Source organism: Streptomyces sp. NBC_00667 (genome assembly GCF_036226825.1).
Classification (GTDB): domain Bacteria; phylum Actinomycetota; class Actinomycetes; order Streptomycetales; family Streptomycetaceae; genus Streptomyces.
Genome location: NZ_CP109022.1, coordinates 6,463,013 through 6,476,386, shown reverse-complemented (window position 1 = coordinate 6,476,386; position 13,374 = coordinate 6,463,013). Strand labels below are relative to the sequence as shown.

Genomic DNA, 13,374 nt, shown 5'->3' with positions numbered 1-13,374 from the left:
CCGACGGGCGGCCCCGGTTCCCCGGGGCCGCCCGGACGGCCGTTCCGGCTCAGCAGATGCGCGGCAGCTGTTCGCCGATCGGCAGGTCCACCACACGGGTGCCGCCCAGGCCCGTGCGGGCGACGACGAGGCCCTGGTGGCTCTCCACCGCCTCGCCGATCACCGCCGCGCGGCGGCCCAGGGGATGCGCGCGCATCGCCTCCAGCACGGCGTCGGCGTGCTCGCGGGGCACGAACGCGACCAGCTTGCCCTCGTTGGCCACGTACAGGGGGTCGAGGCCGAGGATCGCGCAGGCGTTGGCGACCGCGTCCGGGACCGGGACGGCGCCCTCCCGGATGACGACGCCCGTGCCCGAGGCGGCGGCGATCTCGTTCAGGGCGGCCGCCATACCGCCGCGGGTGGGGTCCCGCAGGACGTGCAGGTCCGGGGTGACCGCGAGCATGGCGTCCACGAGGCCGCCGAGCGGAGCGCAGTCGCTCTCGACGTCCACGCCGAACTCCAGGCCCTCGCGCACGCTCATGATGGCCACGCCGTGCAGTCCGATCTCACCGCTGACGATCACCACGTCGCCGGGGACCACCCGCTGCGGGCGCAGGTCGACGCCGTCCGGGATCAGCCCGATCCCGGCCGTGTTGACGTAGATGCCGTCTCCGTGGCCGGCCTCGACCACCTTCGTGTCGCCGGTCGCCACCTCCACCCCGGCCGCGCGCGCCGCGTCGCCGAGGGCCCGGGCCACCGCGGCCACCACCGACATCTCGACGCCTTCTTCGAGGATGAACCCGCACGACAGGTAGGCGGCGCGGGCTCCGCTCATCGCCAGGTCGTTGACCGTGCCGTTGACGGCGAGGTCGCCGATGCTGCCGCCGGGGAAGAACAGCGGCCGCACGACGTAGGAGTCGGTGGAGAAGGCGAGTCGGACCCCGCCGAGCGAGAGCGCGGCCGAGTCGCCGAGCTGGGCCAGCGCCTCGCCCCCGTAGGCGGGCGCGAAGAGGTGCTGGACCAGTTCGGCGGAGAGCGCCCCGCCACCGCCGTGCCCCATCACCACACGGGGGCGGTCCCGCAGCGGGGCCGGGCAGGTCCAGCCGGTGACGTCCAGGGCCGTTGCCGACTGCGCGGGCAGCGCGCTCTCGGGCAGTGTGGTGTCAGGCAACGGGGCTCGCCTCCAGCGGTGCGGTGCTCGCGTGCGGGCCCGCCGGCGCGGGTGGCGCCGTCCGGGCCGGGGTGAGTTCCAGGCGCCGGTAGAGGTAGTACGCGGCGCAGGCGCCCTCGCTGGAGACCATGGTGGCTCCGAGCGGGGTGCGCGGCGTGCAGGTGGTGCCGAAGGCCTCGCACTCGTGCGGCTTGAGGAGGCCCTGGAGGACCTCGCCGCTACGGCACTCGGCCGGCTCCCGGGTGGTGATGCCGGTGACCGCGAAGCGGTGCTCGGCGTCGAACTCCCGGTAGCGCGCGGACAGCCGCCAGCCGCTGTCGGGGATGACGCCGATCCCGCGCCAGGCCCGGTCGGTGACCTCGAAGACGTCCTCCAGCATGGCGAGCGCGGCCGGGTTGCCCTCCGGGCGCACGGCACGCGCGTAGGCGTTGTCCACGGTGTGCTCGCCGCGTTCCAGCTGCCGGACGGCGCGGCGTACGCCTTCCAGGATGTCGAGCGGTTCGAAGCCCGTGACCACGATCGGCACCCGGTGGCGGGCGGCCAGTTCGGGGTACTCCCCCGTGCCCATCACGCTGCACACGTGCCCGGCGGCGAGGAAGCCCTGGACCCGGCAGCTCGGCGAGCGCATGATCGCCTCGATCGCCGGGGGCACCCGGACGTGGGAGACCAGCAGGCTGAAGTTGGGGATGCCGAGCCTCTTCGCCTGGTACACCGTCATCGCGTTCGGCGGAGCGGTGGTCTCGAAGCCGATGCCGAAGAAGACGACCTCGCGCCCCGGGTTCTGCCGCGCGACCTTCAAGGCGTCGAGCGGGGAGTAGACGACCCGTACGTCACCGCCCTCGCTGCGGACCTGGAACAGGTCCCGGCCCGTCCCCGGGACGCGGAGCATGTCGCCGAAGGAGCAGAAGATCACATCGGGGCGGGAGGCGATCTCCAGCGCCTTGTCGATGACCTCCAGGGGCGTCACGCACACCGGACAGCCCGGGCCGTGGATCAACTCCACTTGTTCCGGCAGTAGTTGATCGATGCCGTGCCGGATGATGGTGTGGGTCTGGCCGCCGCAGACCTCCATCAGCGCCCATGGCCGGGTGACCGTGGCGTGGATGTCGTCCAGGAGCCTGCGGGCGAGGTCGGGGTCCTGGAACTCTTCGATGTACTTCACTGCCGCGCCTCCTGCGCTACGTGCCCTGTGGCCGGGCCCTCGGACCGGCCCCCGTCCCCGGCCCCTTCGTCGGTCAGGGCGGCTTCCTCGAAGGGCCAGGGGGCTCCGCCCGCCTGCGCCGCCTGCTCCCAGGGGTCGCCGAACTCCTCCTGGAGCATTCCGAGCTCGTTGAACAGCTCCAGCGTCTGGCGGGCGGATTCCTCGTCCAGGCGCTGGAGGGCGAAGCCGACGTGGACGATCGCGTACTCGCCCACCTGGAGGTCCGGCAGGTACTCCAGGCACACCTCCTTGACCACGCCGCCGAAGTCGACGGTGGCCATGCGGGTGCCGTTCTCCTCCGCGATCTCAAGCACTCTGCCGGGTACCGCCAGGCACATGGGCTTCTCCTCGCTGTGGGTGTTCCGTGGTGTGGTGCCGGGCCGCGGCCACCATGAGCTGGCCGAGTGCGAGCCCCCCGTCGCCCGGCGGGACCAGGCGGTGGCGCAGTACGGTGAAGCCCTCCTCGCGCAGCCTTGCGGCGCAGGCCGAGGCCAGCAGGGTGTTGCCGAAGACCCCTCCGGTGAGGGCGACGGTGTCCAGGCCGTGACGTTCGCGTGCTGCCGCACAGACCGTGGTGACGAGGGAGGCGACCGAGGTGTGGAAGCGGGCCGCGATCACCCGCGGTTCGGTACCCGCCCTCAGGTCGGCGACGACGGCCCTCAGCACGGGGGCCGGGTCGGCGAGGAGCGGGGCGTCCTCGGCGGGCCGCGCCGGCCCCAGGGTGAAGGCGTAGCCGGGCTCCGCCCCGGGGGCGGTCAGCGCCGCGGCCTCCAGCTCGATCGCGGCCTGGGCCTCGTAGCCCGCGTGGTGGCAGATGCCCGCCAGCGAGGACACGGCGTCGAAGAGCCGGCCCATGCTGGAGGTGGGGGCGCAGTTGAGGTCGCGGCTCAACTGGACCCGCAGCAAGCGTAGTTCGTCCGCCGGGCAGGCTTCGACGCACGGCAGGTCGCGGGTCCAGTCGATGCCGGCCGCGCGCAGGTGGGAGAGCGCCATGCGGTACGGGCGCCGTACGGCGGCGTCACCGCCGGGCAGGGGCACGTAGGCCAGGTGCGCGAAGCGCGTGTAGCCGGCGTAGTCGGCGAGGAGGAACTCGCCGCCCCACACGGCGCCGTCGTCGCCGTAGCCGGTGCCGTCGAACGCCACGCCGATGACCCGCCTGCTTCCGGTCAGGCCGTGTTCGGCCATCGCGGAGGCGACGTGCGCGTGGTGGTGCTGGACGCGGAGCAGCGGCCGGGAGCCCGCGTTGCGGGCGGCCCATCGTCCGGAGCGGTAGCCGGGGTGCCGGTCGGCGGCGAGCAGGGCGGGGGTGACCACCCCGGTGAGGGCCCCCAGTTGTCCGGCCGCGCGCTCGAAGGCGTACTGCGTGGCGAGGTCGTCCATGTCCCCGATGTGGGCGGACGGCCAGGCCCGGCGCCCTTCACCGAGGCAGAAGGTGTTCTTGAGGTCCCCTCCTACGGCCAGCGTCGCCGGTACCGGCACGGGAAGCCCGAGGGGCAGCGGTGCATAGCCGCGCGAGCGCCGCAGGATCAGCGGTTCACCGTCACAGACGCGCACCACGGAGTCGTCGCAGGGCACGTGGATCGGGCGGTCGTGCGTGAGCCAGGCGTCGGCCAGCGCACCCAGCCGCTCCAGGGCTTCGGCGTCGTCGGTGACGATGGGTTCGCCCGAGAGGTTGCCGCTGGTCATGACGAGCAGGCAGGGGCCGGGAGGATCGCCGGGCAGGCCGAGCAGCAGGTGGTGCACGGGCGTGTACGGGAGCATCACGCCGAGGTCGGGGCTGCCCGGGGCGACGCCTTCGGCGACCACCGGGTCGCCTGCGGCCGCGGGCCGGCGGCGCAACAGCACGATGGGGCGCAGCGCCCCGGTGAGCAGGGCGCGCTCCTCGGGGCCGGTGGCGACGAGGTCCCCGAGGTCGGCGAGGACGCGGACCATGAGGGCGAACGGCTTGTTGCCGCGGGCCTTGCGGCTGCGCAGGGTGGCCACGGCCGTCTCGTTGGCGGCGTCGCAGGCGAGGTGGTAGCCGCCGAGGCCCTTGACCGCGAGGACCGCGCCGTCGGCCAGGAGCCGGCGGGCCGCCTGCACCGGGTCCGTGTCCGGCACCTCGCGCGGCGGTGTCCCGGCCAGCAGCCGCAGCCGGGGTCCGCAGGCGGGGCAGGCCACGGGCTGGGCGTGGAAGCGGCGGTCGGCGGGGTCGCCGTACTCGCGCGCGCAGTCCGGGCACATCGGGAAGGACGCCATGGTGGTGTGGGCCCGGTCGTACGGCAGCCCGGTGACGATGGTGAAGCGGGGACCGCAGTGGGTGCAGGTGATGAACGGGTGGCGGTGGCGCCGGTCGGCGGGGTCGGCCAGCTCGGCGAGGCAGTCGTCGCATGTGGCGACGTCCGGGGAGACCAGCGTACGGGCGGGCCCGCCGCTCCTCGAGGCGATGATGGTGAAACCCGCGCCGCCCGCCAGGGGGACCTCGCAGTGGTCGACGGCGTCGATGAGCGCGAGGGGCGGGGCGTCGCTCGCGAGGCGGTCGCAGAACTCGGTGACCGCCGCCCGGGCGCCTTCGACCTCCGCGACCACGCCGTCGGGGGTGTTGGTGACGTGTCCGGTCAGGCCGAGCGCGGTGGCGCGGCCGTAGACGTACGGGCGGAAGCCGACGCCCTGGACCACGCCCCGCACCGTGACCCGGCGGCGCTCGACGGCCTCCATCAGCGGGCCCGCACCACGGGAGGGTGCGCGCGGGCGTGGCCGGCGTCGTGATCGTGGCCGGGGCCGTGATCGTGGCCGTGATCATGATCATGGCTGTGGCCGTGGCTGTGGCCGTGGCCGGGGTGTCCCTGGTCCCGTGCGGCCATCACCGGCGTGTGCACCGGGTCGCCGTCGGCGACGGCGAGCGCCCGCCCCAGCAGGGTGCCGAGGCCCTCACCCGTGCGGGCGGAGGTGAGCACCACCTCCACACCGGGGTTGACCTGCTGGACGTTGGCCCGGAAGGCGGCCTCGTCGAATCCGACGGCCTCGGCGATGTCGGTCTTGGTGACCACCACCAGGTGGGCGAGCCCGAAGGCGGTCGGGTACTTGAGCGGCTTGTCCTCGCCCTCGGTGACGGAGGCCAGGGCGACCCTCAGGGACTCCCCGAGGTCGTAGGAGGCCGGGCACACCAGGTTGCCGACGTTCTCCACGAAGAGCAGCCGGGTGTCCTCGGGCAGCCACCCGTCCAGGTGCCGGCCCAGCATCGCGGCCTCCAGGTGGCACAGCCCGTCGGTGAGGACCTGCTTCACGGGGACGCCGGAACGGCCCAGGCGCAGTGCGTCGTTCTCGGTGGCGAGGTCGGCGGTGAGGGCGGCGACGCTCACGCCGCGCTCGCGGGCGAGGCCGAGCTCGCGCTCGAGCAGGGCCGTCTTCCCGCTGCCGGGGCTGGAGAGCAGGTTGACGACGGTCGTGCCGCGCGCGGTGAGTGCGAGGCGCAGGGTCTGCGCGGCCGCCTCGTTCTTGGCCAGTACCGCCTGTTGCAGGTCGACCACTCGGCACATGGTTCAGCGCTCCTCGGGGATCGGTTGGCGGGTGTGCGCGGGGGCGTGGCCCGGGGCGTCCCGCGGTTCGTCGTCCCAGGTGACGTCGAGGATCCGCAGCTCGCGCCCCGAGACCAGTTGGGTGCCGGTGGCGCCGCCGCAGGCGGGACAGCACAGGTCGGGTGGCATGCCGACGGCCCAGTCACCCCTACAGGAGGTGCAGCGGGCGCGGGCCGGGACCGCTTCGGCCGTGAGGGCGGCGCCTTCCAGAACCGTCCCGGCGCAGGCCAGTTCGAAGCAGAAGGCGAGGGCGTCGGGGACCACTCCGGCCAGTTCCCCCACCTGGAGCCGCACGGCGCTCACCGTGTGCGCGCCGGCGGCTGCGGCCGCTTCCTCCACCTGGCTCACCACGGCCATGGCGATCGACATCTCGTGCATCGGGCTCCGTTCTGCCGGGCCCCATTAGAGCGGCAGGGCGGCGGCGGAGCGGTCGGGCACGCCGTCGCCCGTCCGCCCCGTACGCCATTCGGGCGCCGGGGCGGAGGGGTGGGGCGTCACGTGCCGCGGACGTGCGGCTCTCACATGCTGCGGATGCGCAGGTAGCGTTTGAGGTCGGGGGCGATCTGCACCGCCACCGCCAGCAGGGCGGCGAGGGTCACGCCGCACAGGACGGCCTTCTTCATCGCGTTGTCTCCTCCGTCAGGGCCGGCTCCGCGGCCGGATCGTGTTGCACGAGTTCCAGGAGCATCCGTACGGCCTCCGGCACCGCCGCGGCCACCGGATCAGTCAGGCCGATGCCCTCCTCGACGGTCTGCGGTTCGCAGCCGACGACCAGCGTGCGGCGGGGCGGGGTGCCGCCCGTGCCGGCGCACAGGGTGTCGAGCAGGGCCAGCACGGCGTCCGGGGACATGTGGTGGCCGTCCAGGACGGCGCCGCCCGTGATCGCACCCGGTCCTTCGACCTCGATCAGGTAGAGCGTGCCGGGTGCGCCGCCGCGCGCGGTGGCGTCGACCAGGACGAGGGTGTCGTAGCCGTCGAGGAGCTGGTAGGCGAGGTGGACGCCGCGGACGCCGAAGTCCACCGCCTCGACGTGCCCGGGCAGCGGCTGCGCGGCCAGTCGGCGTACCGTCTCGACGCCGAACCCGTCGTCGCCGAGGAACACGTTGCCGATCCCGGCGATCAGCGTCCCGCCGCTCACCGCTCCTCCAGGGGTGCGGCGGCGTCCAGGGGTGCGACCTCGTCGGGCTGGAAGTAGAGGAACCGGCCCTGCTCGCGCCGGATGTCGGCGCCGGGGTCACCCTCGACGGTGACCGCGAGGTGCACACCGCCGTCGACGTCGTGCAGGACGGCTTCCACGTGGGCGGCGCGACCCTGGACGAACAGGTCCTGGGCGTCGGTGCGCCGCAGTCCGGGCCGCAGCAGGACGCGGCTGCCCACCCTCACCGGGACCCCGTCGACGAGGACGTGGTCGGGGGCCGGCCCGGCGGTTTCCCCGTGCGCCGGGTCCCACCACGGGGTGCCGGGCGTGAACACCCCCCGCCCGTCGAGGTCTTCCAGGCCGGTGGGAGCGTCCGGCGGCACACCGGGGTCGGTGATCTCCCGCAGGGCCCGCACCGCGCCGTGCAGGCGTTCGAGTACTTCCGGCGGCATGGATTCGGCGAGGTCGATCACGGCGGCGGCGCGGGGGTCCGTACCGCGCGCCTCCCGCTTCTCCTGCTCGGTCAGGGCCGCGGTGCGCAGGGCGAGGATCTCGTCGATCTCGGTGGCGTCGTACATCGCGCCGATGCTCTCGGGGGCGATCCCGGGGTGGTCCTCCAGGATGATCGGGGAGGACAGGACCACGTCGGCGCGGCCGGGTTCCGCGGCGAGGACGGGCCAGGTGTGGCGGTTGACACAGCCGGCGGTGGCGCCCTTGGCCCACTCGGGCGGGTCGGTCATCGACAAGAACCGGCCCGAGTCGAGGCCGAGCAGGAGGTGGGCGGCGACCAGGGAGCGGGACAGGGCCGCGTCGCGGCCGGTGCCCGCGTCCCCCGGCTGCCAGCCGCTGGTGTTCTCCACGACAGCGGTGAGCTTGAAGGCCCGGTAGGCGCAGTCGAGTTCACTCGCGCGCAGACGCAGGACGCCGCTGATCGCCTCGGTCCGCCGCACCAGGCGTCCGACGGCCTTGCCGTCGGCGTCGAGGACGGGTTCGCTCTCCTCGCCGGCGGGGCGGGTGAAGGGCAGGCTCACGCCGTCGCCCTCCAGTTCCGCAACACCGACGGTGAGCTCGACGCGCTCCTCGGTGCCCTCGTCCCAGGGGACGAGGACGCGGTCGGCCAGGTGCAGTTCCTCCACGTCCGTGAACGTGCCGTCGGGCGCCGCCTGTTGGACGGTACGCCGCTGCGCGTGCAGGAAACGGAGTTCGACGGCGAGGGTGGCGTCCCCCTTGGGTTCCATCAGCAGCTCGGTCTGCTGGAGGCAGTGCTCGCCCTGCTCGGGCGCCCAGGCCGGGGGCACGAGCACGCCGAACTGCCAGCGCAGCCGGTTCTTGGCGGCCGAGGCCCGGTAGGGGTAGAGCACGTACCCCTCGAAGAGGACCGCGTCGGCCACTTGGCGGGCGGTCTCGAAGCGCGCGTCGAGCGCGGCGGTCGTCATGGCGCCGTCCTCTCTCCGGCTCGGGGCAGCAGTCCCGCGCGCAGCCGCTCGGGCGGGGAGGGCGGGGACGGGCGGGAGGCTGTGGCCGCTGTGGCAGCTGTGGCGGCGGCCCCGGCCTCGGCGAGCAGGGCGCGTACGGTCGCCTCCCAGGAGGCCAGCGCGTGCCGGGAGCGGTAGGCGAGCAGTTCGTCCATGGCGTCACGGGGCAGCCGCAGCCAGCCGCAGCCGGGGAAGTGCTGCTCGATCATCTCCTGCCACACCCGCACCGGCATCCGGTACGCCGCTTCGCGGTCCCACGGGACGGGTTCGACGTGGAAGCCGCCGGCGCCGGTGAAGGCGGTGCCGGAGAACAGCATGAGCAGGGGTGCCTCGCCATCGTCCAGGGCGGTGAAGTAGCGGGTCGCGGCGATGTCCATGTCGTAGGTGCAGGGCACGGCCATGTCGATTTCCGTGGAGCCCGTGAAGCTCGGCACCATCAGCGTCACCTGGGCGAACTGCACGGGCTGGAGGGTGTTGCCCCAGCGGGAGCGCTCGCCGAACAGGTCGGCCAGGCCGTCCGCCTCCGCCTGCCCGTAGCCGCGGCGGGCCGGTTCGATCCGGATCTGGCAGCGCAGGGCCAGTGCGTGCACCCGGGTGTCCCCGGAGGCGGTGATGGCCAGCCGGAAGACGAGGGTGGGACCGGCGGCGTACGGATCCGCGCGCACGCCGGTGCAGGTGAAGCCGAACTCCGTCATGGCGCGGCCTCCGCCGCCGGGACCTTGGCACGGCGTTCGACGCCGTCGAAGAACGAGTCGAGCGCGGCGCGGGCCTCGGCGCCGCCGTCGAAGCCCTGCCACAGCAGGCGCATCCGTCCCACCAGTTCGTAGCAGATGTCGATCGGGACGAGGTAGCAGTCGGTGCGTCCCTCGCGGCGGCGCAGCAGCAGCGCCTCGACGTCCGGTTGCAGCAGTGCGGCCAGGGCGCTGTCGCCGAGCGCCGCCTGCCAGGTGGCGGGGTCGAGTTCGCTCTCGGTGGCTCCGGCCGGACTCGGGTAGAGCGCGACGAGCCGGTCCAGCGCCGCGTTGCGGAAGAAGAACGCGACGCCGACGGGGATCTGGAGGAGTTCCCAGGCGCCGTCGTCGAGTCGGTGGCCGGGGTCGCGGAGGTAGCGGGCGGGGACGGCGCGGTAGCGGCCGGTGGCGGCGCCCGGCCGGTCGAACAGCAGGGCGCAGGCCGTGCAGGCGCACACCAGCGCCCGCTTCTCGGTCTCGACCAGGTGGCGGTGGCCGTCCTCGGCGACGGTCACCCCGCACAGTTCGCAGGTCTGCGGCCGGGGTCCCCGGGGTACGGCGAACCGGCGCAGGCCGGACGGGCCCGCCGTCCGCGCGGACGGCGGGGCCCAGGCGCGTGGCGCGCTCACGGCACCCGGACCGGGGCCTGCGGGCGGGTGCCGATCTGGAGCAGCGGCTGTGGCGGCGCCCCGGCCGGCTCCAGTTCGACGGTGGTCACCTCGGGGGCGAAGGAGGCCACTGCGGCCTCGGCGGCCTGCCGGACGGCGTCCCCGGTGCTGCCGCAGCCGCAGCCGCCGCCGGAAGTGGCCCGCAGGCGCAGTGTGCCGGAGGCCTCGTCGAACCCGAGGAGTTCCACCGGCTCGCCCAGGGCGTCCAGGGCGCGGGCGATCCTGGTGTGCACGTCCTCGGGGTGCAGGTCGTGCAGGGCCAGCAGGCTGGAGACGAGTTCGTCGTCCAGCAGCGGGGCGAGGGCATCGGCGTCCAGCCGTGAGGTGATCCGGGCGAGCCCGCAGCCGTAGAAGTCCATCAGGACGCGCACCAGTTCCTCGGCGGCGGCGCAGACTTCCCGGTCACCGGTGTCCGCCAGCCGGCCGAGGACCTCCTCGACCCGGCGGCCCGTCCGGAGGGAGTCGGCGGGGGCGCTCATCCGCCCAGTCCGCTCAGGCCGGTGGGGACGTGCATCTGCTTGACGGTCTGGCCGTTGCCGACGTACATGTGGACGCCGCAGGGCAGGCAGGGGTCGAAGCTGCGCACGGCGCGCATGATGTCGATGCCCTTGAAGTTCTCCGGGGAGTTCTCCTCGAAGATCGGCGTGTTCTGGACGGCGTCCTCGTAGGGGCCGGGTGTGCCGAAGGTGTCGCGGGTGCTGGCGTTCCACGGGGTCGGCGGGTAGGGGTGGTAGTTGGCGATCTTGCCGTCGCGGATCACCATGTGGTGGGAGAGGACGCCCCGTACGGCCTCGGTGAAACCGACTCCGATGGACTCGTCGGGGACTTCGAACTTCTCCCAGGTCTGGGTGCGTCCGGCGCGGACCTCCTCCAGGCCCATCTCGGCGCAGTGCAGGGCGATGGCGGCGGCGTAGGCCTGGAAGTACGTGCGGGCGCGGTTGCGCTCCAGCGCGTTGCTCCACTTGGGGATCTTCCACTCGAAGGTGGTCTCCGGCTTCGTCATCGTCCGGGGCAGGTTGATGATGACGCTGTGACCGGTCGCCTTGACGTAGCCGACGTCGACGAGCCCGGACAGGGCCGTGGACCACAGGCGGGCGATGGGGCCGCCGCCGGTGTCGAGGGACAGGTGGTCCTTGCCGTCGAACCAGCGCGGTGACATCACCCAGCTGTACTTGCCGTCGAAGTCGCGCCTCTGCGGGGCGGGGATGGTGTGCTGGTTCCAGGGGTGGCGGGGGTCGACCGGGTTGCCGAGCGGGTCGCGGGTGACGAACTGCTCCTGGCCGGCCCAGTCGTCGTAGTACGAGCTGCCCAGCAGGATGCGGATGCCCAGGTTGATCTCGGTGAGGTCGTTGGTGACGAGTTTGCCGTCGACGATCACGCCTGGGGTGACGAACATCTTCCGGCCCCAGTCGGACATGTTGGCGTAGGTGAAGTCGCAGTACTCGGGGTCGTTGAGGGCGCCCCAGCAGCCGAGCAGCACGCGGCGCCGGCCGACCTCCTCGTAGCCGGGCAGGGCCTCGTAGAAGAAGTCGAAGAGGTCGTCGTGGAGCGGGACGACGCGCTTCATGAACTCGACGTACTTCATGAGGCGGCTCATGTAGTCCGTGAAGAGCTGGACCGAGGCGATGGTGCCGACGCCGCCCGGGTACAGGGTGGAGGGGTGTACGTGGCGGCCCTCCATCAGGCAGAACATCTCGCGCGTGTAGCGGCTGACCTGGAGGGCCTCGCGGTAGAACTCGCCCTCGATGGGGTTGAGGGAGCGCATGATGTCGGCGATGGTGCGGTAACCGTGGTCGCCGGCGTGCGGTGCCTCGGTGCGCTCGGCCAGTTCCAGGACGCCGGGGTTGGTCTCGCGGACCATCTTCTCGCAGTAGTCGACCCCGACCAGGTTCTCCTGGAAGATGTTGTGGTCGAACATGTACTCCGCCGACTCCCCGAGGTTGATGATCCACTCGGCGAGGTGGGGCGGCTTCACCCCGTAGGCCATGTTCTGCGTGTAGACGGAACAGGTGGCGTGGTTGTCGCCGCAGATCCCGCAGATGCGGCTGGTGATGAAGTGGGCGTCGCGGGGGTCCTTGCCGCGCATGAAGACGCTGTAGCCGCGGAAGACCGACGAGGTGCTGTAGCACTCCGCCACGCGCTTCTGCTTGAAGTCGATCTTCGTGTGGATCCCGAGACTGCCCACGATCCGGGTGATCGGATCCCAGGCCATCTCCACCAAGCCGTCGCCGGACGCCTTCGTCTTCGGTGCCATCGTGTCTGCCGTGACCCTTCTTCGGAGCGGGCTCTGCGGGGGTTGCGCGGTACGGGGGGCGTGGGGCCCGCCGGTCACCAGGGCGGGCGGTAGCCGGTGGTCAGCGTCTCGCCGGTGTGCCGCCACTTGGGTTCGCGGTCCACGGTGTGCGCCGTCATCTGGCGGAGCTTGCGGACGACGGCGCCGTACGCGCCGCTGGCCTTGCTGGACACCTTGGCGCCGGGCGGCTCGTCCATGAACGGCATGAACTTGTCCGGGAAGCCGGGCATGGTGCAGGCGATGCAGATGCCGCCGACGTTCGGGCAGCCGCCGATGCCGTTCATCCAGCCGCGCTTGGGCACGTTGCACTTGACGACGGGGCCCCAGCAGCCCAGCTTGACCAGGCACTGCGGCGAGTCGTAGGTGTGCGCGAACTGGCCCTGCTCGTAGTAGCCGGCCCGGTCGCAGCCCTCGTGGACGGTGGCGCCGAACAGCCAGGTCGGGCGCAGTTTGTCGTCGAGCGGGATCATCGGCGCGGAGCCGGCCGCCTGGTAGAGCAGGTAGGTGAGCGTCTCGGAGAAGTTGTCCGGCTGGATGGGGCAGCCCGGCACGCACACGATCGGGATGCCGGCCTTGGACTTCCAGTCCCAGCCCAGGTAGTCCGGGACGCCCATGGCGCCGGTGGGGTTGCCCTCCATCGCGTGGATGCCGCCGTACGTGGCGCAGGTGCCGATGGCGACGACCGCGAGGGCCTTGGGCGCCAGCCGGTCGATCCACTCGCTGGTCGTGATGGGCTGGCCCGTCTCGGGGTTGTCCCCGAAGCCGCACCAGTAGCCGTCGGCCTTGATCTTCTCGTTGGGGATGGATCCCTCGATCACGAGGACGAAGGGGTCGATCTCACCGCGCTCGCCCTTGAAGAACCACTCGATGAACGTGTCCGCGCCGCCGACGGGACCGCACTCGAAGTCGATCAGGGGCCAGTGCACCGCGATCTTGGGCAGACCCGGCAGTACGCCCATCACGATCTCTTCGATGCTCGGCTGCATCGCCGCCGTCAGGGACACCGAGTCGCCGTCGCAGCTCAGCCCCGCGTTGATCCAGAGGATGTGGATGGGGGGGTCCTCTACCGTGCTCGGCGTTTGTGCATCCATGGGGATGCCTCCTTGGGCAGGAAGAAATCGGGGAAGTGGGCTGAGGGGGAGCCGGGGGCGGGCACTCCGC

General features: G+C 72.7%; 14 protein-coding genes. All 14 read right to left on the bottom strand.

From position 1 onward, the window contains the following. Positions 1-49: 49 nt before the first annotated feature. The 14 genes from hypE to OHA81_RS29295 all read right to left on the bottom strand — a co-directional run bounded on the left by hypE (position 50) and on the right by OHA81_RS29295 (position 13,304). Positions 50-1,150, bottom strand: coding sequence for a hydrogenase expression/formation protein HypE (hypE, locus tag OHA81_RS29355; RefSeq protein ID WP_443056712.1), 1,101 nt, complete (start codon positions 1,148-1,150; stop codon positions 50-52). Then, the gene (hypD, locus tag OHA81_RS29350) at positions 1,143-2,312 is read right to left on the bottom strand and encodes a hydrogenase formation protein HypD (RefSeq protein ID WP_329200879.1); all 1,170 of its coding nucleotides are present in this window, start codon (positions 2,310-2,312) and stop codon (positions 1,143-1,145) included. The genes hypE and hypD overlap by 8 nt, the downstream gene beginning before the upstream one ends. Then, positions 2,309-2,689 (bottom strand): HypC/HybG/HupF family hydrogenase formation chaperone, encoded by a 381-nt coding sequence (locus OHA81_RS29345; RefSeq protein ID WP_329200877.1) that lies wholly within the window; start codon positions 2,687-2,689, stop codon positions 2,309-2,311. Before OHA81_RS29345 ends, hypD begins: the two co-directional genes overlap by 4 nt. Then, a complete protein-coding gene (gene hypF, locus OHA81_RS29340; RefSeq protein ID WP_329200875.1) occupies positions 2,658-5,048 on the bottom strand; it encodes a carbamoyltransferase HypF in 2,391 nt (796 codons plus the stop codon). The genes OHA81_RS29345 and hypF overlap by 32 nt, the downstream gene beginning before the upstream one ends. After that, complete coding sequence (gene hypB, locus OHA81_RS29335) at positions 5,048-5,869, bottom strand: hydrogenase nickel incorporation protein HypB (RefSeq protein WP_329200873.1); 822 nt, start codon at positions 5,867-5,869, stop codon at positions 5,048-5,050. The genes hypF and hypB overlap by 1 nt, the downstream gene beginning before the upstream one ends. 3 nt (positions 5,870-5,872) lie before the next feature. Continuing rightward, positions 5,873-6,286, bottom strand: a complete 414-nt coding sequence (gene hypA / locus OHA81_RS29330; protein WP_329200871.1) for a hydrogenase maturation nickel metallochaperone HypA — start codon at positions 6,284-6,286, stop codon at positions 5,873-5,875. A 140-nt stretch (positions 6,287-6,426) separates the two neighbouring features. Continuing rightward, a complete protein-coding gene (locus tag OHA81_RS34660) occupies positions 6,427-6,531 on the bottom strand; it encodes a DUF6893 family small protein (protein WP_443056711.1) in 105 nt (34 codons plus the stop codon). Next, complete coding sequence (locus tag OHA81_RS29325) at positions 6,528-7,046, bottom strand: hydrogenase maturation protease (protein ID WP_329200869.1); 519 nt, start codon at positions 7,044-7,046, stop codon at positions 6,528-6,530. Before OHA81_RS29325 ends, OHA81_RS34660 begins: the two co-directional genes overlap by 4 nt. Then, positions 7,043-8,482, bottom strand: coding sequence for a hypothetical protein (locus OHA81_RS29320; RefSeq protein ID WP_329200867.1), 1,440 nt, complete (start codon positions 8,480-8,482; stop codon positions 7,043-7,045). Before OHA81_RS29320 ends, OHA81_RS29325 begins: the two co-directional genes overlap by 4 nt. Next, a complete protein-coding gene (locus tag OHA81_RS29315) occupies positions 8,479-9,216 on the bottom strand; it encodes a DUF6084 family protein (protein ID WP_329200865.1) in 738 nt (245 codons plus the stop codon). The genes OHA81_RS29320 and OHA81_RS29315 overlap by 4 nt, the downstream gene beginning before the upstream one ends. Further along, complete coding sequence (locus tag OHA81_RS29310; protein ID WP_329200863.1) at positions 9,213-9,881, bottom strand: DUF5947 family protein; 669 nt, start codon at positions 9,879-9,881, stop codon at positions 9,213-9,215. The genes OHA81_RS29315 and OHA81_RS29310 overlap by 4 nt, the downstream gene beginning before the upstream one ends. Further along, a complete protein-coding gene (locus OHA81_RS29305; RefSeq protein ID WP_329200861.1) occupies positions 9,878-10,399 on the bottom strand; it encodes a hypothetical protein in 522 nt (173 codons plus the stop codon). Before OHA81_RS29305 ends, OHA81_RS29310 begins: the two co-directional genes overlap by 4 nt. Continuing rightward, a complete protein-coding gene (locus OHA81_RS29300) occupies positions 10,396-12,174 on the bottom strand; it encodes a nickel-dependent hydrogenase large subunit (RefSeq protein WP_329200859.1) in 1,779 nt (592 codons plus the stop codon). The genes OHA81_RS29305 and OHA81_RS29300 overlap by 4 nt, the downstream gene beginning before the upstream one ends. 74 nt (positions 12,175-12,248) lie before the next feature. Next, entirely contained in the window at positions 12,249-13,304 is a 1,056-nt protein-coding gene (locus OHA81_RS29295) for a hydrogenase expression protein HypE (protein WP_329200857.1), read from the bottom strand. Between the last annotated feature and the right edge of the window lie 70 nt (positions 13,305-13,374).

Bases quoted from the DNA above. Each gene is read 5' to 3' on its own strand.
- OHA81_RS29345 (WP_329200877.1), bottom strand. From the start codon at position 2,689: ATGTGCCTGGCGGTACCCGGCAGAGTGCTTGAGATCGCGGAGGAGAAC.
- hypF (WP_329200875.1), bottom strand. From the start codon at position 5,048: ATGGAGGCCGTCGAGCGCCGCCGGGTCACGGTGCGGGGCGTGGTCCAG.
- hypB (WP_329200873.1), bottom strand. From the start codon at position 5,869: ATGTGCCGAGTGGTCGACCTGCAACAGGCGGTACTGGCCAAGAACGAG.
- hypA (WP_329200871.1), bottom strand. From the start codon at position 6,286: ATGCACGAGATGTCGATCGCCATGGCCGTGGTGAGCCAGGTGGAGGAA.
- OHA81_RS34660 (WP_443056711.1), bottom strand. From the start codon at position 6,531: ATGAAGAAGGCCGTCCTGTGCGGCGTGACCCTCGCCGCCCTGCTGGCG.
- OHA81_RS29320 (WP_329200867.1), bottom strand. From the start codon at position 8,482: ATGACGACCGCCGCGCTCGACGCGCGCTTCGAGACCGCCCGCCAAGTG.
- OHA81_RS29315 (WP_329200865.1), bottom strand. From the start codon at position 9,216: ATGACGGAGTTCGGCTTCACCTGCACCGGCGTGCGCGCGGATCCGTAC.
- OHA81_RS29305 (WP_329200861.1), bottom strand. From the start codon at position 10,399: ATGAGCGCCCCCGCCGACTCCCTCCGGACGGGCCGCCGGGTCGAGGAG.
- OHA81_RS29300 (WP_329200859.1), bottom strand. From the start codon at position 12,174: ATGGCACCGAAGACGAAGGCGTCCGGCGACGGCTTGGTGGAGATGGCC.
- OHA81_RS29295 (WP_329200857.1), bottom strand. From the start codon at position 13,304: ATGGATGCACAAACGCCGAGCACGGTAGAGGACCCCCCCATCCACATC.